Here is a 19115-nt window from a genome sequence, read left to right as displayed (position 1 = left end):
CTTGTTACACTTGAACTCCGGTAAGAAGTCCTTCACCGTTACGGTAGTTGTTGTCGCGTCTCTGCTGGCCTGGTGGTCGCAGGCGGCACCAGCCAACGGTTCCTTTGCCATGCGTCAGCTCTGGGCCTGGCTGCCCAAGGCTAGTCGGCGCGCCCGTGTGGTATTGGCTCCCGATACGCCTCGGGTAGTACTGCCTGATACCAGCCGCTACCGGCCTAGCCGGCGCCCCAAGGTCGATCCGGCGGATCGGCCCGGCTCGCCCTTTGGCCCGCAGCGCCGCCAGTCGCCCCTGATTCTAGATCTGCCCTCGAACGTGAACCTGCAGGTAACGCCCGACGACAGCTTAGAATACTACGATGTGCGCGAAAAGGTTGGGACTGACATTGATTTTCGGGACCCAAGCCGCCTGTCATTCGAGGATTACTCGGAGTGGCAGCAACGCCAGGCCGTGCGCGACTATTTCCGGACCCGCTCGGCGGGCGGCGTGGTGGGCGACCCGGCCGCGCCCGAAAACAAGCGCCTGATTCCCAAGATTTACCTCGGCCCCATGGCCGACCGGCTCTTTGGCGGTAGCTACGTCGATATCCGGCCCAACGGCGCCGTGACGCTGCGCATGGGAGCCCGCTTCAACCGCAACCTGAACCCCACACTGACCCTGCGCCAGCAGCGCGTGGGCGACTTCCAGTACGAGCAGAACATGAACCTCAACCTCACCGGCCAGATCGGGGAGAAGCTGAAGCTCACGTTCAACTACGACACCAAGGCGGCCTTCGATTTCGAGAACAACATGAAGCTCGACTACACGGGCTACGAAACCGAAATCATCCGCAAAATAGAGCTGGGCAACGTGAGCCTGCCGCTGAACAACTCCCTGATTCAGGGCGGGCAAAACCTGTTTGGGGTGAAGACTCAGCTGCAGTTCGGTAAAATGTCGGTGACGGCCGTGGCCAGCACCCTGCGCGGCACTGCCGACGCGGTGAGCGTGCAGAACGGAGCCCAGAGCCGCAACTTCGAAATCAAGTCGAGCCAGTATGAGCGCGACCGGCACTTCTTCCTGGCGCAGTTTTTCCGCGACCGGTACGACGTGGCCCTGCGCAACCTGCCCACGATTCAGTCGGGCGTCGAAATCACCAACATCGAGGTCTACGTCACCAACGACAACCGCCAGAGCGACAACCTGCGCAATGTAGTGGGCCTGATGGACCTGGCCGAGCCCGTGCGCGTATACCGGCCGCAGTACCAGCTGCCGCCCGCCAGCCAGCGCCGCATCCCGGCCGACAACAGCTCCAACCGGGAGTATAGCGAAGTAGTAACGCAGGGCGGCTCAATAGCCCGCAGCAACGAGTCGGTCGACAACTACTTAAACGCCAGATATAGCGGCCCTGACCAGCGGCTGGTGAAAACCGTGGATTACGAGCGGGTGCGGGCCCGGCTGCTGAATGCGCGGGAATACACCTACAACGCGCAGCTGGGTTACATTTCGCTGAACACGCCCCTGCTGCCCGAGCAGGTGCTGGCCGTAGCCTACACTTACACTTATAACGGCAAGCCCTACACGGTAGGCGAGCTGTCGACGCAGAACAACCAGGTGACTCAGGACCAAGTGCTGTACCTGAAGCTGCTGAAGGCCACCAACCCCGGCGTGGCCCTGGCCGACCCGAACGTAAACCCGACCAACGAGAACCTGCGCACGCGCAACCTGCCAACCTGGGATTTGATGATGAAAAACATCTATTCCCTGAACGCCAGCCAGCTCAACCGCGACAATTTCCAGCTCCAGATCGTCTACAAGGATGACCAGACCGGCGTCGACCTTATTTCGTTGAAAGAGGGTGCTAGAATCACGAACAAGCCGCTTATCGAGGTGCTGAACCTGGATAACGTGAACCCCAACAACGACCAGAACTCGGACGGCAACTTCGACTACTTCCCCGGCACGACCATCGACCCGGACCTGGGCAAAATTATCTTCCCGGTAGTGGAGCCCTTCGGCAGCTACCTGCGCTCAAAGTTTGACACGGCCAACGTGGCCATTGGTGAGCAGGAAAAGGCGCTGGCCCGCAAATACGTGTATCAGGAGCTGTATGCCCAGACCCAGAGCGACGCTCAGCAGCGGCAGGAAAAGGATAAGTTCTTTCTGCGCGGCCGGTTTCAGGCCACCGCTACCGACGAAATCAACCTGCCCGGCCTGGGCATTGCCGAAGGCTCAGTACGCGTAACCTCGGGCAGCACCCTGCTAGAGGAAGGCCGCGACTACCAGGTATTCTACGACCAGGCCAAGGTAAAAATTCTCAACCCGAGCTACCTCAACTCGGCCAACGAACTGAAAGTGTCGTTCGAGAAAAACGCCCTGGTACAGGTGCAGCCCCGCAAGCTGCTCGGGGCCCGCTTCGACTACCGGCTCAACCAGGACGTCAACTTCGGGGCTACGGTGCTGCACCTGCTCGAAAACCAGGCGCCCGGCATCAACCGCGTCAACATCGGTGACGAGCCCGGCAACAACACCATCTACGGCTTCGACGTGAACATGCGGCGCGACTCGCGGGCCCTGACCAAGTACCTGGACATGCTGCCCCTAATTTCGACTAAGGAGCCGTCGTCGGTGGCTTTCAGCGGCGAAATTGCCCAGCTCGTGCCGGGCCGTTCCAAGCTCGGACGTGGCGAAGACGGCGTGTCTTACATCGACGACTTCGAAAATGCCCGCACGCCTTACTCCCTGGGCGGCATCAGCGCAGCTACGGCCTGGCGGCTGGCGGCCACTCCTCAGCCGCTCATCCCATCGAACGGCTCGAACCTGGCCTATGCCTACAAGCGCGCTAAGCTGGCCTGGTATACCATCGACCAGACTTACTACACCGGCGGCCCCGGCAAGCCCGGCAACATCAACGACAACGACCTGAAGAAGCACTACAGCCGGGGTATCGAGCGGACGGAGATTTTTCCGAACCGCGACGTGGGCACCTCCGGCAACGGCTTCGAATACTCGCTCGACTTGGCCTATTACCCCGAGGAGCGCGGCCAGTACAACTATAGCCCCGACGTGTCGTCGGATGGCAAGCGCCTGACCAGCAAGGTGGAAGACCATTACGCAGGCATCAGCCGCGAAATCACCTTCGATACTGACTTCGACAATGCCAACGTCGAGTACATGGAGTTCTGGATGATGGACCCCTTCATTGCCGGCACCCGGGGCGAAATAGATGACTCGGAAAACACCATAACCAGCAACGACGGCCGCACGAAGGGTGGTGACCTGTACCTGAACCTGGGCTCGGTGTCGGAAGACGTGCTGCGCGATGCCAACCAGCACGAGTTCGAAAACGGTCTGCCCACCGATCCGGCCACCATCAACCAGGATACGCGCGATACCGACTGGGGCCGCGTAACCCGGCAGCAGTTCCTGACCGATGCCTTCAGCACGGCCCCCGGGGGCCGCGCCCGCCAGGATATCGGCCTCGAAGGGCTGGATGACAACGAGGAACGCACCTTCTTCAAAGGAGCCTACGCTGCTGTCGAAGACCCCTCGGCCGACAACTTCCGTCACCACCTCGACGACTTTTACTCCAACAACAACACCAAGATTCTGGGCCGCTACAAGCAGTTCAACGGCATGGAAGGCAACTCGCGGGAGAACAGCCAGCTCAGCTCCACAGCCTTCCCCGATAAGGAAGACCTGAACCGCGACAACGTTATTTCGGATACGGAGCGGTACTACGAGTGGAAAATGTCGCTGAACCCAGGCCAGATGGAAGTCGGTCAGAACTACATCGTCGATAAGGTGACCAACTCTATCCACGGTGACCAAGTGTCCTGGTACCAGTTCCGCATTCCGATTCGGCAGCCCACCAACGTGCGTGGCAACGATGGCAAAGAGTTTGGCTTTAAGTCCATCCGCTTCGTGCGCATGTACCTCACCAACTGGGACAAGCCGGTGGTGCTACGCCTGGTACAGCCCCAGTTTGTGGCCAATCAGTGGCGTCGCTTCCTGAGCCCGATTTCGGAGCCCGGCTCGGGCTGCACCAACTGCGGCGACGACCGGACGCCTTTCACTATTTCCACGGTCAGCATCGAGGAAAACGGTATTGCCAGCGTGAGCGGCTCCGATGCTATTCCCTACGTACTACCGCCCAATATTCAGCGCGACAAGGAGTACGGCTCCAGCACCGTAAACCGCGAGCAGAATGAGCAGTCGTTGCGCCTGTGCGTGGAAAGCATGCCCGACGGTACCGGCAAGGCTGCTTATAAGAACATCAACATCAGCATGCTGCGCTACAAGCAGCTGCGCCTGTTTCTGCACGCCGAAAGTGAAGACCAGAACGTAGCCGACAACGACGTGCGGGCTTTCGTACGCATCGGCACCGACTACACCCAGAACTACTACGAATACTCGCTGCCGCTGCAAATCACCCGGCCCGGCGCTAAAACGGAGCGGGAAATATGGCCTGAAGCCAACGAAATCAAGATTTCCTTCCAGGAGTTTATCGATGCCAAAGCCGCCCGCAACCAATCGGGCGGCGACCTGCTGGTGCCCTACGTGAAGCAGCTGGCCAACGGCGCCACCATTACCATCGTGGGCAACCCCGACTTCAGCGCCGTGCAGGGCGTGATGATTGGGGTGCTGAACCCAAAAGACAACAACGCGCCCAAATCGGTATGCCTCTGGGCCGATGAGTTTCGGGTGTTCGACTTTGACCGGGAGAATGGCTGGGCCGCCACGGCGCGCTTCAACACCAAGCTCGCCGACCTGGCCAACATTACGGCTACCGGCAGCTTCACCTCGGTGGGCTTTGGCGGCCTACAGGATAAAGTAGCCCAACGCTCACTCGACAACGTGCTGCGCGGCGACTTCAATGCCGCCGTAGCTGCCGATAAGCTGCTGCCCGAAAAGCTGGGCCTGCGTATTCCGGTGCTCGTTCAGGCCGGCAAGGAAAGCCGCAGCCCCAAGTACGACCCGCTAGACCCCGATACCCAGCTGGAGCAGTCGTTGCAGAAGTTCGAGACAAACGAGGCGAGGTCAGCGTATCGAAAAGAAGTTATCGACCAGACCACTAGCAAGAGTATCAGCTTGCTGAACGTGCGAAAAGAGCGGACCAACACCGAGAAGAAGGTGCGCCCCTACGATATCGAGAACTTCGCTGTGAGCTACGCTCTCACCGAGCGGCTGCACACCGACATCCGCACCGACCGGGACTACACCAAGACCTACACCGGCGCGCTGGCCTACGTGTACCAGACCACGCCGAAGAACTACACGCCGCTGTCCAAGATCAAGGTGCTGGACTCGCCGTACCTGAAAATTCTGCAGGATCTGAACTTCACGCCGCTGCCCAGCCGCTTTGCCTTCCGTGCCGACCTGGACCGGCGCTACAACGAGCGGCAGCTGCAGCGCACCCTGGTACCCGGCCAGGTGCCGACTACCGATGGTATTGCGCCGATCTACCAGAAGAGCTTCTTCTTCAACCGCATCTACGACCTGAAGTGGGATTTGACCAAGAGCCTGATCTTCGACTATACCGCTAATAACCGCTCGGTTATTGACGAAGGCGTGGGCCCATCGGTAGGCAATGACCCGGTAGCCCGGGCCAACCGCCAGCAGCTGCGTGACAACCTATTTCAGCGCGGCGGCCGCACCACCAACTTCAACCAGACCGTAGCCCTGACCTACCGCCTGCCGCTGGACAAGTTCCCGCTTACCGACTGGCTTTCGGCCGATACCCGCTACGCGGCTAACTACACCTGGCAGGCGGCTTCCACCGCCCTGCGGGCCCCGCTGTATCCGCTCATCGCCGACAGCACGGCTACCAAGGAAGTGAGCTTGGGTAACACCATTCAGAACAACGCCGAAATCAGTGCCAATGGTCGGATTGATCTGGTGAAGCTCTACAACAAAGTGCGCTTCCTCAACATCATCAACAACGCTACCCCGCAGCCCACCCAGTCAAACCGGGCCGCGCCGGGCCGCAAAGGCACGCTCGCGCCGGCTGCTCTGGGCCAGCTGCAGGACAAGGATCAGCCGGCAGCCGCAACTCCCCAGGATTCGGCCAAAGGCCCCGAGCTGCGTGCCCTTAAAGCCGTCCTTCGCTCCCTGATGACGGCCCGCTCCCTGAATTTCACCTACACCCGTAGCAGTGGCACGCTGGTACCCGGCTACCTGCCCGGCACCCGCTTCCTGGGCATGAACAGCGACTTCGACGCGCCGGGCCTGCCTTTCGTGCTGGGCCAGCAGTACAGCCTGCAGGAACTCTACGACCGGGCCAGCTCCCGCGGCTGGTACACTGACCGCAGCGACCTGCTGAACACGCCGTTCAGCGCCCTGATGACTGAAAACCTTACCCTGCGCACTGCTCTGGAGCCGTTCCGCGACTTCAACATTCAGCTGGATGGTCGCTGGCAGCGGGTGCGCAACCGGGAAACGTTCTACCGCTTGGCCGTGGATACCGCCACGCTGGAGCCCTATAACAAGCAAGTCGGCAATTTTGGGCCCGGCACGCTGGCTCCACTGCTGCCTGTTACCAACGGCACGTTCAGCACCTCGTTCATCTCCATCCAGACGCTGTTTGGTGACCGGTCGTCTGGTGGGCAGGTGTCCAAGGCGTTCAACCGGTTTGTAACCAATCGGGCCATCATTCGGGAGCGGCTGACGGCGGCTAACATAGCCAGCGGTACCTACAGCTACAATTCCCAGGATGTATTGATTCCGGCCTTTATTGATGCTTACCAGGGCCGTTCGTCAGATGGTTATAAGGCCAAAAATCTGAACCCGTTTGCCATGCTGCCCATACCCAACTGGCGCATCGACTACAACGGGCTGGCCGAGTTGCCATTCGTGAAGCGCTACTTCCGCTCGATTACCATCAATCACGCGTACGCCTCTACCTACAACATTGGCAGCTACACCACGTCCACGGTCTACAACGAGGCCCCGGCCAAGAACAAGCTGCCGGATCTGACCAATGAAACCGGCCAGTTTATTCCGTACTACCTCATTGGGCAGGTAACTATTGCTGAGCGCCTCTCCCCCCTTATTGGGGTCAATTTCCAGACGCTACAGAAGGTAACGGGCCGGGTAGAGCTGCGCACCGAGCGCAACATTACCCTGAGCACGACCAATGCGCAAGTATTGGAGCTGCACTCACAGGAACTGGTTATCGGTTTTGGCTACGCCACCAACCGCCTGAAAATTCCGTTCCGCATCGGCGGCGAGCAGCGCGTGTTGCGCAACGAGCTGACGGCCCGCCTCGATTTGTCGATTCGGGACAACACCACGATTCAGCGCACTATCGAGCCAACCATTGGCGAAGATGGCAACCCCATTGACGATGCCGGCCAGCCCAAGGGGCTGACCACCAATGGCACCCGCCAGCTCCAGCTGCGCCCCACCATCGACTATGTGCTGAATCAGCGCCTGAACCTGCAGTTTTTCTTCTCCCGCACCGTTACCGAGCCGCGGGTGCAGAACTCCTTCAAAAATTCCGCTACCGAAGGCGGCCTGCAGCTACGCTACAGCTTGTCGCAGTAAGTTTTGGGGCCGTGCCCCGCCGCAATTAACCACAGCCACTGGCCCCTTAAGGAGCCAGTGGCTATTTTTTTGCCCTTCCCGCAATTTGCCTGGATTTGCTTTTAGCCATTTCGCAAGCCAACACGTACTTTTGGCCACGGGCGCGCCGCCCGGTATTTTCCCTCCCAAATCAACCCTCCATGAATCTTCCCGCTAATCTGAAGTACACCAAAGAGCACGAATGGCTTCGTGTGGAAGGCGACATTGCTTACATCGGCATCACCGACCACGCCCAGAAAGAGCTTGGCGACATCGTGTATGTTGATATTGATACGCTGGACAAAGAGGTAGGCCAGAACGAGGTATTCGGCACCGTCGAAGCCGTAAAAACGGTTTCCGATCTGTTCAGCCCCGTTACGGGTACGGTAGTCGAAATCAACGACAAGCTTGATGCCAGCCCCGAAACCGTCAACTCCGACCCTTACGGCGACGGCTGGATCATTAAGATGAAGCTGACCAACCCCGCCGAAGTTGACGCTCTGCTGTCGGCTGAAAGCTACGGTGAGCTGGTAGGTGCGTAACCTCCGGTAGGTATCGTGCTGCCTTCCGCGCCGCCTTCGCCTCGTCGCCGGGCTTTCGCAGCTCTGCCCCTGGCGTGGGCGGCGCTGATTTTGGTGCTGACTCTGACGCCGGCCAAGTCGATGCCGAGCGTACCGCCATGGGAGCTCATTTCCTTCGATTCGGCCGCCCACGCCTTCGTGTTCTTTGTGCTGGCCGCGCTCAGCTACTTTTCCAGCGTGCGGCAACAACGCTACCCCTGGCGGCAGCAGTGGGCGTTTGGTCTGGTGCTGGCTGAAGGATTGCTGCTCGGCGCTTTCATTGAGCTGATGCAGATTACGATGGACCTGGGCCGGCACGGCGAATGGTCCGATGTCATCAGTGACGGTATCGGTACTCTTACCGGTCTGCTGTTTGCCTTCTCCCTCCGCCGGTGGTGGGCCTAACGTGTATTTTTATGCTCCGCCCACTTCTTCCCGGTCTGTCGAGCTGCCTGCTGGCGGGCCTCAGTATTGGTCTGCCGCCCGCCGCTGCCGCGCAGGATATGGGAAGGGCCCGGGCTACCATCACCACCCTGGCGGGCCCAGCTATGCACGGCCGGGGTTACGTAAATAAAGGTGCCGACGAGGCTGCCGATTATATTCGCCGCCGCTTCCGGGAGTTGGGCCTTCGCTCGTTCACGCCCAAATACGCGCAGTTCTTTCCGGTCACTATCAACACCTTTCCCCGGGCGTGCGAGTTGCTCGTTGATGGCAAACCCCTGCAGCCCGGCCTCGATTATATTCTGGAACCTGCCTCCGGCCCCGGCCGCCTCACAGGCCCCGTCGTCGTGCTCGACACGCTCATTTTCACGAATGAAGCCGCCGGTCAGCATTTTCTCGGCCAAAGCCTGCAAGGACGAGTTTTGGTAATGCGGCAGCGGGATGCCGACCGTATCCGCACCCTACCCAACATCTTTGCCGAGCACCTGAATAAAGCGGCGGCCCTCATTACACTAGTACCTGATAAGCTTACGGCCTCACTGGCTAATCGGCAGGAGGCGCAGCCCCGGCTGCAGGTGCTGGCCAGCCGATGGCCACTATCTAGCCAACAAGCCACACTACGTGTCGATGCACGGCTGGCCGCCGGCTACCGCGCCCAGAACATTATTGGCTACGTGCCGGGCCGCATCCAGCCCGATTCATTCCTGGTCGTTTCGGCTCACTACGACCACCTGGGCCGTATGGGAAAAGCCACCTACTTCCCGGGTGCCAACGACAATGCCAGCGGCACGGCCCTCCTGTTAGAGCTGGCCGACTATTATGCCAAGCCGGATAATCAGCCCGCTTACTCTGTCGTGTTTATGGCTTTCGGCGCGGAGGAGGCTGGCTTGCTGGGTTCTTCTTACTTTGTGCAGCATCCCCTTTTTCCGCTTGCCCGCATCCATTTTTTGGTAAACCTGGATCTTGAAGGTACCGGACAGGATGGAATTACGGTCGTCAATGGCCGAACCCTGGAGAAACCCTTCCGGCAACTCGAACAGCTCAATACCAAGCACAAATACGTTACTGCTATAGCGGCGCGGGGACGGGCCGCCAATTCTGACCACTACCCATTCTCTGAACAAGGAGTTCCGGCTTTCTTCTTCTACACCCGAGGCAGTAGCAAAGCTTACCATGACGTGCATGATGTTGCCGAAGGCTTGCCCCTAACTGCCTTTGCCGGCGTCTTCCAGTTGGTTATCGATTTCTTCGGCAGTATTACGAAGTAGACCCACATAGTTATTCTCCTGCGCTTCCGGCCGTGTACGATTACTAAAACGACCTAGCACCTGCATTCACCTGAATCCAGCTAAAACGAAACAATCCCGGAATCATCTACCATTAGGCAGACAATTCCGGGATTGTTGGATTATTTAGGCTTCTGCGGTAGCGAAAAAGCTTAGCCGTTCGACTTGAACGAAGACATGATCTGCTTGGCTACTGCCTCCCACTCCGGCTTCTGACGGTCAGCGCAGGTGAAGTTGCACATCAGCAGTTTGCCTTCCACATCGGTGAAGAAAACCAGGTTGTACACCTCGTGGCCCAGCTCCGGCTTCATCAGTTCCATGAAGCCAATTTTGCGGCCGTTGATTTCTTTAACACCGTTGTTGAACCACTTCGCCTCCTTGTACTGCTTGGAGTACATCTTGTAGAAGTTGGCGGCATACATATCGATCATATCCTGATCGGCCGTGTTGTCGGTGTAGGTAAAGGCGATGCTGGCCTCTTTGCTGTTGGTGTAGATAACGCTCGGACGGCTCTGGGCTTTGGCATAGTTGAAGTCCATCTGCTGCTCGCTCATCACCTCGAAACCCTTGGGAATCAAGATCTCAACCCGCTCGCTGAGTACGCGCTTTTTGATCATTTCCACCTCGGCGAAAGGGCGGAATGCCGTCAGCAACAGCGTCAGGCAGAGTACGGGAGCTAGTAAGGCTTTTTTCATAGTAGTGGCTGAAAAAAACGTGGAATTCAAGGGTAAGTAAGAGTCCGAATGTAGAGTAGTCACTCTGTTCGGATAACACAATTTACGCAGAAAATCTGAAGCTGCAAATTTTCGTTTGAAAATAATTGGCTTCTTGGGCTAAACCACTCTCCGGGCACCCGAAAAATGTGGTTTTAAGCTATCTGAGGGCATTTACGAAAAATATCTATTTCTGGATGTCCTCCGGGTCAACATAAAATTACCGGCTTCGGTATAGGGAATCAACTATACCAAAATTTATGTCAAAAGTTCAATTCTACATACTTACAGTCATTAGTGGAAGAGGCTTGTACTCAAAGAATATTGTTGATCTGCTCCTTGATTTTTTCCAGCTCTTCCTTCATTCCCACGACCAGATGCTGAACCGTGGAATCATTTGCTTTTGAACCGATTGTGTTGATTTCACGCCCAATTTCCTGCGAAATAAACGCTAATTTCTTTCCGCTGGGCTCGGGTATACCTACCGTTTCGATGAAGTACTGCAAATGACTGGTCAAACGAACCTTTTCCTCGGCAATGTCAAGCTTCTCAATATAGTAAAGAACCTCCTGCTCAAAGCGAATGGGGTTGAACTGCTCGTGACTGGTCAGCTCGGCCAGGTGCTGCTGCAGCCGGAGCCGGACCTGCTCGATGCGCGTTGGGTCGTGCTGCTCGACTTCCAGCAGAAACTCCTGAATGCGGTTGACGTAGCCCACAATTTCGGTGGTCAGGGTCTGACCTTCGTCGTTGCGAAACTGGTTGACGCGCTCCAGGGCCTCGGTTACCAGCGGCAGCAGCTCGTCCCAGCCTATTTCCTCCTCTTCCTCGGCTACGGCCGCTTCGGTAGGAGCCTGTAGCACGCCGGGCATGTGCAGGGCCAGCGCAAAGAGCTGGTCTTTGGGAGCCCCAACTAACTCGGCCGCTTTTTCCAGTTCGCGGTAAGAGGCCAGCAGGGCTTCCTGGTTGAGCACGGCCGCCGGACGCACACTGTTGCGGGGCCGCACGAAGTCGAAGCTAAGATTTACTTTGCCCCGAACCAGCGTCTTGGTTATAAGATTTCGGAGTTCCAGCTCCCGATCCTGCAGGAAACGTGGCAGACGCAACGTCAGATCCAGCGTTTTGGAATTCAGGGACTTGATTTCGACCGTGGCCGAATAACGGTCGGTTTCACGGTGAGCGATTCCGTAGCCGGTCATGGACAAAAGCATGGAGAGCAGTAAAAGAGGGTCGGAGGAAAGCGGGTGCAAAAGTAATGATTTCCAAGGTAATATGTGTATACCCCCTTGAGAATAACATAACGGTAATGTTGTCGCAATACTGGCATAATAGGGCCACGGTAGCTTTGTGAAACGAAAAAATCACAGCTCTATGCGCCGTCTAGGACTACTGCTTATTTTTCTGACTGTCAACTCTTTTGCCTTCGCTCAGCAGGGAGCCATCATCGGAAAAGTCACTGACAAGAAAACGGGGGAAGGTGTGATTGGTGCTACCGTGCTGGTAACGGGTACCGTGCAGGCCGCCCCGGTGGATGTGGAGGGAAAATACGAGCTGAAGCTCGACCCGGGCACCTATAATATCACGATGACCTACATCGGCTACAAGCCGCTGACGTTCGCTGGAATCGTGGTGACGAGTGGAGGCAAAACCACCCTCAACGGCACGATGGAAGAAAACGTGACCAACCTGAAAGAGGTGACCGTGACCGGCCAGAAGCAGACGGGCACCGAGGTGGCCATGATTCAGGACCTGAAGAAGAGTGAGGTGGTGGTGAGCGGCATGAGCAACGACCAGATTGTGAAAACGCTGGACCGTGACGCGGCCGAAGTAGTAAAGCGCATTCCGGGCGTCACGATTCAGAGCAACAACTTCATCGTCATCCGGGGCCTGGCCGAGCGCTACAACACGGTGTTGCTGAACGATGCGCTGACGCCTTCGGCCGAAGTAGACACCCGCTCCTTTTCGTTTGACATCCTGCCCAGCTCGGTTATCGACCGGGTATTGATTTTCAAATCGGGCTCGCCGGAGCTGCCCGGCGAAATGGGCGGCGGCGTGGTGAAAGTGTACACCAAGAACAGCGTGCTGGAAAACGCCACCAGCCTGAGCGTTTCGGGCTGGGCCCGCAGCAACACCACCTTCAAGAGTGGCTACCAAGTGAGCAGCCGCAGCAACACCGACTGGCTGGGCTTCGACAACGGCACGCGCCAGATGCCGGGTGGCACGCCCGAGAAGCTCGACAACGCGGCGCAGCCCCAGTTTCGCAACGAGTGGCTGCCCAGCCGCATTACGGCCCGCCCCGACCTGCGCATCTCGCTGGGACTGAGCCGGCGCTACGAAATCGGTAGCGTGTATCTAAGCAACATTACCTCGCTCTCGTACTCAAACACCCACGAGCAGACCAACATTACGCGCAGCCGCTACCTGATTGAAACCGACCCGGCTACCAACCAGCCGCGCCAGCAATACCTCTACAACGACGAGCGGGCCGTAACGGGCACCCGCCTGGGCATTATCCACAACTGGCAGGCCCGCCTGAACGACCGTAACCGCATCGAGTTCCGCAATTTTCTCAACCAACTGGGGACCGATGAAGTAACGCACCGCACGGGCCAGATCCTGGACCAGGGCCTCGACCGGCAAAGCAACGCGCTGCATTACCAGAGCCGCACCATCTACTCGGGGCAGCTGCAGGGCTCACACGACCTGGGCGCCGGTGAGCACACCAACGTGACCTGGGCCGCCGGCTACAACTATGTGTACAAAGACGAACCCGACTACAGCCGTTACAATAGCCAGCGGATTACGCCCCGGGAAGGCGACACGCCCCGGCCGTTTCTGGTAGTAATTCCCAACGGCGGCAACCCCTACGACGCCAGCCGCTTTTTCTCCAGCCTGAAGGAAAACACCTACATGGCCAGCGGGCAGTGGGAACGGCGCATTATGGGCCGCGACACGACCCAGGCCACGCAGAAAAAGATCCGGGTTGGCTTCTATACCGAGCAGAAGAAACGCAACTTCGAGAACCGCTACTTCTCCTATGTTATTGGCAACTCGGCCTATTTCGAAAACGAAGACAATGCCGAGCGGGTAAACCGGCTGGTGTCGTTGCCCATCGACCAGATCTTCGCCCCGGAAAACCTGGACCCGCAGACTGGCTTCAAGCTGAGCGAAGGCACCGTGCCGCGCGACCGGTACACGGCCCAGAATACGCTGGTAGCCGGTTATATCAGCGGGGTAGTGACGGTATCTGACCAGCTCAACATTTCGGGCGGCGTGCGGGTGGAGTACAACCGCAAGTCGCTGGTGAACGGCAGCCCCACTGATACGGCTTACCTGGAGAAGCGCGTGATTCCGATGCCTTCGCTGAACGCCACCTTCAACTTCAACCAGCGCTCCTTGCTGCGCCTGGCCGGTAGCGTAACCGTAAACCGCCCCGAGTTCCGGGAAGTGGCCAACTACGCTTACTTCGACTACACCAACAACGCCATCATTACGGGTAACCGCGACCTGAAGACGGCCACGATTTACAACGGCGACCTGCGCTACGAGTTTTACCCTTCGCGCTCGGAGCTGCTGTCGGTGGGCGTGTTCTACAAGTACTTCCGCGACGCCATCGAGCAGTCGACCCAGTCGGTATCGACGGAGCAAACCTACCTGACCTTCCAGAATGCCGACAATGCCTATGACGTGGGCGTGGAAGTGGAAGCCCGCAAATCATTTGTGGAGCTAACCCAGAACCCATTTCTGCAGCACTTTTCGCTGGTGCTGAATGCCTCGCTGATCAAGAGCCGGGTGCAGCTGAAAGAGAATGGCGAAAACAAGGACTTTGCCCTTTCCGACCGGGCGCTGCAGGGACAGTCGCCCTACGTGGTGAATGCGGGCGTATTCTACCAGGATGATGCTACCCACTGGCAGATTTCGGCGCAGTACAACGTGCTGGGCCAGCGCATCCAGTTCGCCGGCGACAAGCAGTTCAACTACTCCGTTATCGAAATGCCCCGCCACGTGATTGACCTGGCCGTGACCAAGGGCATCGGCCAGCATATGCAGATCAAGGCCGGCATGCAGGACGTGCTCAACCAGAAAGTGCGGCAGTACTACGACTTCGACCGCAGCGGCAAAATCGACAGCAACGAACGGGGCCCGTTTGCCGAGTTTCGCCGGGGCAGCTATTCCACATTGGGCCTGACCTATAACTTCTAGCAACAATAAGGTAACACGCCGCTAACGAAACCATAACGCCTACCCTAGCCGGGTGGGCGTTGTTGTTTCGGACCTTCGCAGCATCATTTCACCGTCTTTCTGATCTATGAAAAAGCTGCTACTTCCCGTACTTCTGGCCGCTGCGCTGGCCGCTGCCCCCACCGTATCGGTGCTGGCACAAACTACCTGCCCGGCCGCCCCGAGTGCCGTTACCGTCAGCGGGAATATTACCTCCAATACCACCTGGAGCAACACCAACATCTACCTGCTCTCGGGCTTCGTGTACGTGAAGGCGGGTGCCACGCTCACCATTCAGCCCGGCACCATTATCAAGGGCGAGAAGTCGTCGAAGGGCGCACTCATCATCGAGCAGGGCGCCCGGATTATTGCCGACGGCACGGCCACCCAGCCCATCGTATTTACCTCGAATGAGCCGTCTGGCAGCCGGGGCCGCGGCGACTGGGGCGGACTGATCCTGTGCGGTCGGGCACCGGTGAACCTAAGCGGTACGCCCATCATCGAAGGCGGCGTGGGCTCGACTTACGGCGGCTCGGATGCCAACGACAACTCGGGCATTCTGCGCTACGTGCGCATCGAGTTTCCCGGCATTGCCTTCCAGCCTAACTCCGAAATCAACGGCCTGACGCTGGGCGGCGTGGGTGCGGGCACCACCATCGACTACGTGCAGGTGTATGCTTCCGGCGACGACTCCTTCGAGTTCTTCGGCGGCACCGTGAATGCCAAGCACCTGGTGGCCGTATCGGCTACCGACGATGACTTCGACACCGACAACGGCTACTCGGGCAAGGTGCAGTACGGCCTGATCGTGCGCACGCCCACCGTGGGCGACGTATCGGGCTCCACAGCCTTTGAATCGGACAACGACGCGGGTGGCTCGACCAACTCGCCCCAGACCTCGCCGGTGTTTTCGAACGTGACGGCGCTGCTGCGCACCCCTATCGGGGCTTCGGCCAACTTCACGCGGGCCATGCACCTGCGCCGCAACACGGCCATTTCCATCTTCAACACGGTGCTGTCGGGCTGGCCCACGGGCCTAACGCTGGACGGCGCCCTGGCCCAGGCCAACGCCACCAACGGCAGCCTGGTGCTGAAAAACAACGTCATGGCCAACATGACGACCACCAACTTCGAAGCCGCCGGCGTGACCAGCTTCGACGTGGCCGGCTACTGGAACGCCGCTGCCCGGGCCAACACGCTCTACACCAATGCCTCGGACCTGGGGTTGAATGCCGACAACTTTAACTCGACGGGCCTGTGCACCAACTCGGCCTGCGTACCGAGCTTCGAGCTACCGGCCGCCTCGCCCCTGCGCACCGGCGCCGCCTTCACTGATGCCAAGCTGGCCGATGCCTTCTTCGACAAAACCGGCACGTTCCGGGGCGCTTTCGGGGACACCAACTGGGCCAGCGGCTGGACCAACTTCAACCCCCAGACCACCTGCTACAATCTGGTAGGTCAGACACTGGCCGCCAAGCCCGCCTCCGACCAGCTGCAGGGCCTGAGCGTAGCCCCCAACCCCGTAGTGGGCAGCGCCCTACTCTCCTTCGACCTGAAGCGGGCTGATGTGGCCTCGGTGCGCATCGTAGACGCGGTGGGCCGGCAGGTAGCCGTTATCGAAGCCGGGCGGCTGACGGCCGGCTTGCAGCAGCTGGCCTTGCCGGCTACGCTGAAAAACGGCGTGTATATGGCCACCGTTACGACCAACGAAACGAGCCGGACGGTGCGCTTCGTGGTAGCCAAGTAAGTAGTCATTACCAATACTTATTGAACTGTTATTGACAATAATAGGTGTGCGAGAAAAGCCTGTTCCCGGTTGGGGGCAGGCTTTTTTATTGGCCGCCGCTTGTGCGGCGGCCAATAAAAAAGCCTGTAGCTTGCACCCACTATGAAGCTGCCCCGCGTGCTGATGCTGCCCAAGTGGTACCCCCACCGCTACGACGACCAGGATGGTGACTTCGTGGCCCGACACGTGGCAGCCATTGCCCCGCACGCCCAGGTAGCGGTGCTTTTCGCGGCCGTTGCCCGGGGCCCGTTGCCCAGCCTGACCGTGTGCGAAGCCGACCTGGCCGCGCCCGTGCCCACGCTGCGCTACTACTACCGCGCCCGGCCCACGGGGCTGGGCCCACTCGACAAGCTACTTAAGCTGCTGCTGTACTTCTGGTGCCTGGGCTGCGGCTACCGGCGCGTGGCACGGCATTGGGGCGCTCTGCCACAACTGGTACACGTGCATGTACTGCTGCGCACCGGCCTGTTTGCGTGGTGGCTGCAACTCACGCGGGGTATTCCCTACCTCGTTACGGAACACTGGACGCTGTATCTGCCCCAGAATGCCCACCGCATCGGCAAGCTGCGGCGCTGGCTGAGCAGTCGGGTTATCAGAAAGGCGGCGGCGCTGCACACGGTGTCGCACAACCTGCGGCAGGCCATGCAGCAGCTGGGGCTAGAAAATTCCCGGCCGGTCGTTATTCCGAACGTGGTGGATACTCAGCTGTTCAAGCCGGCTTCTTTACGGGCTGCTTCTAGGTCAGCTACTGCTGCGGGGCAACACTTGCTGCACGTGGCGGCCTTCAACGAGCCAGCTAAAAACCTGGGCGGGATTCTGCGGGTAATGGCGCGGCTGGTGGGGCGCTGGCCGGCTCTCACGCTGCGCATTGCCGGCTACGGCCTTCACGAAACCGCACTGCAGGAGCTGGCCGCCGAGCTAGGGCTGCTGAATACGCACGTGTTTTTTCTGGGCAAGCTGACCCAGGCGCAGGTGGCCGAGCAAATGCGGCAAGCCACCTGCTTCGTGCTGTTCAGCAACTACGAAAACCTGCCCTGCGTGCTCATCGAGGCCCAGGCCAGCGGGCTGCCGGCCGTGGCTACCAGCGTGGGCGGCGTGCCCGAATTGCTACCCCCCGATGGCACCCGCGGCCTGCTGGTAGCCCCGCAGGATGAGGCGGCTTTGGAGCAGGCCTTGTCAACGGTGCTGCGGCATCCGGAGCGTTTCAGCGCCGAGCAGTTGCGCCACTACGCGGTGGCCCATTTCAGCTACGCCGAAGTGGGCCGGCAGTTTGCGGAGCTTTACTCTACCATCCTGCTGCCCGGCTCCCGATGATTCGCCGCATTCTGCAGAACTTCGCCACCCGCCTGCTCACGGCCCTGCTCAGCTTTGGCATTGTGTGGCTTACGGCCCGCTACCTGGGCGCCGCCGGCCGGGGGCAAGTCAGCCTGTTCGTCACCGACTGCGCCGCCCTGCTGCTGTTTATTGGGCTGCTGGGCGGCTCTTCTTTGATTTACCTGGCCCCAAAACGCAGTCTGTGGCATTTGCTGGTGCCGGCCTACGGCTGGGCTACGGTGGTATGCGTGGTAGGTACGGCCGTGGTGGCCACGCTACGGGCCGTGCCGCCGGTGTATCTGGCGCACTTGCTGGCGCTGGCGCTGTTACAGGCTTATTTTTCCATCAATACTTCACTGCTGCTGGGCCGCAAGCAGGAAGCGGGTTACAACTTCCTGACGGTGCTGCAGGTGGCGCTGCTGGCGGGCACCCTGCTGCTGGCTTTCGTGGGGCTGCAATGGCGGGTGGTGCCGGTGTACTACTACGCTACCTACGTAGCTTATGGGTTGCCGCTGCTGCTCAGCTTCGGGCTGCTGCTGCGCCTGCCCGACCGGTGGGAAGCCGGGCGCGGCCTGCGCGAGACGGCGCGGGAGTTGGCTCAGCACAGCCGCGGGGCCCATTTGTCCAACATTCTGGCCTTCGCCAACTACCGCCTGAGCTATTATTTCGTGGCCCACTATGCCGATGCCCGCGCCGTGGGTGTGCTCAGCGTGGGCGTGGCACTGGCCGAGGCCATCTGGCTGATTCCGCGCAGCACGGCCCTTATTCAATATGTCGATTTAGTGCACGCCACCGACAAGCACGCCCAGATTGCCCCTACCCTGCGGGTGGCCCGCCTCACGTTGCTCACTACCGTGCTGGCCGTGCTGGTACTGTGCGCCCTGCCGCCGGCCGTGCTTACCACCGTATTCGGGGCCGAATTTGGGGCGGCCCGGCCGGTTATTCTGCGGCTGGCGCCGGGTGTGGTGGCTATTGCCGTCAGTGTTATCTGCAGTACCTATTTCGCCGGCGTGGGCCACTACCGCGTCAACAACCTGGCGACGACCGTGGGCCTGCTCGTTACCGTGCCCGCCTGCTCCCTGCTGATTCCGGCCTGGGGCATCAATGGAGCGGCCGTGGCTACTTCGCTGTCGTATCTGGCTTCCACCGGGTTTCTGCTCCACCGGTTTCGGCGGGCTACTGGCGCTGGCCCCGAGGCATTTCTGCCCAGCAAAGCGGATCTGGACTACGCCCGGCAGCTGGCGCAAAAGGCTGTTTAAC

General features: G+C 59.4%; 10 protein-coding genes. 8 read left to right on the top strand and 2 right to left on the bottom strand.

Annotated features, from left to right (window positions below; genetic code table 11):
• Positions 1-10: 10 nt before the first annotated feature.
• From sov to LGH74_RS02800, 4 genes are all read left to right on the top strand, one after another.
• Positions 11-7519 (top strand): T9SS outer membrane translocon Sov/SprA, encoded by a 7509-nt coding sequence (sov, locus tag LGH74_RS02815; protein ID WP_226171607.1) that lies wholly within the window; start codon positions 11-13, stop codon positions 7517-7519.
• Positions 7520-7698: 179 nt separating this feature from the next.
• Positions 7699-8079, top strand: coding sequence for a glycine cleavage system protein GcvH (gene gcvH / locus LGH74_RS02810; protein WP_226171604.1), 381 nt, complete (start codon positions 7699-7701; stop codon positions 8077-8079).
• Between the two features lie 15 nt (positions 8080-8094).
• Positions 8095-8502, top strand: coding sequence for a VanZ family protein (locus LGH74_RS02805; protein WP_226171602.1), 408 nt, complete (start codon positions 8095-8097; stop codon positions 8500-8502).
• A gap of 11 nt (positions 8503-8513) precedes the next feature.
• Positions 8514-9806, top strand: coding sequence for a M28 family metallopeptidase (locus LGH74_RS02800; RefSeq protein WP_226171600.1), 1293 nt, complete (start codon positions 8514-8516; stop codon positions 9804-9806).
• A gap of 170 nt (positions 9807-9976) precedes the next feature.
• Here the strand turns inward: LGH74_RS02800 and LGH74_RS02795 are convergent, their stop codons facing one another.
• Together LGH74_RS02795 and LGH74_RS02790 are read right to left on the bottom strand one after the other, a co-directional pair.
• Positions 9977-10519 carry a hypothetical protein gene (locus tag LGH74_RS02795; RefSeq protein ID WP_226171597.1) on the bottom strand — a complete coding sequence of 181 codons (543 nt, stop codon included), beginning with the start codon at positions 10517-10519 and terminating at the stop codon, positions 9977-9979.
• A 332-nt stretch (positions 10520-10851) separates the two neighbouring features.
• Positions 10852-11745 (bottom strand): YicC/YloC family endoribonuclease, encoded by an 894-nt coding sequence (locus LGH74_RS02790; RefSeq protein WP_226171594.1) that lies wholly within the window; start codon positions 11743-11745, stop codon positions 10852-10854.
• Between the two features lie 160 nt (positions 11746-11905).
• On the opposite strand from LGH74_RS02790, the gene LGH74_RS02785 reads away from it, so the two are divergent.
• The 4 genes from LGH74_RS02785 to LGH74_RS02770 all read left to right on the top strand — a co-directional run bounded on the left by LGH74_RS02785 (position 11906) and on the right by LGH74_RS02770 (position 19114).
• A complete protein-coding gene (locus LGH74_RS02785; RefSeq protein ID WP_226171592.1) occupies positions 11906-14737 on the top strand; it encodes a TonB-dependent receptor in 2832 nt (943 codons plus the stop codon).
• 106 nt (positions 14738-14843) lie between these two features.
• Entirely contained in the window at positions 14844-16502 is a 1659-nt protein-coding gene (locus LGH74_RS02780; RefSeq protein WP_226171590.1) for a T9SS type A sorting domain-containing protein, read from the top strand.
• Positions 16503-16643: 141 nt separating this feature from the next.
• Positions 16644-17855: a glycosyltransferase gene (locus LGH74_RS02775; RefSeq protein ID WP_226171589.1), complete on the top strand. Its 1212-nt coding sequence runs from the start codon at positions 16644-16646 to the stop codon at positions 17853-17855.
• Positions 17852-19114, top strand: coding sequence for a lipopolysaccharide biosynthesis protein (locus tag LGH74_RS02770; RefSeq protein WP_226171587.1), 1263 nt, complete (start codon positions 17852-17854; stop codon positions 19112-19114). The genes LGH74_RS02775 and LGH74_RS02770 overlap by 4 nt, the downstream gene beginning before the upstream one ends.
• Position 19115: the final 1 nt, after the last annotated feature.

This window comes from Hymenobacter lucidus, from assembly GCF_020447265.1.
Lineage (GTDB): Bacteria > Bacteroidota > Bacteroidia > Cytophagales > Hymenobacteraceae > Hymenobacter > Hymenobacter lucidus.
This window is presented reverse-complemented; position numbering and strand designations above follow the sequence as displayed.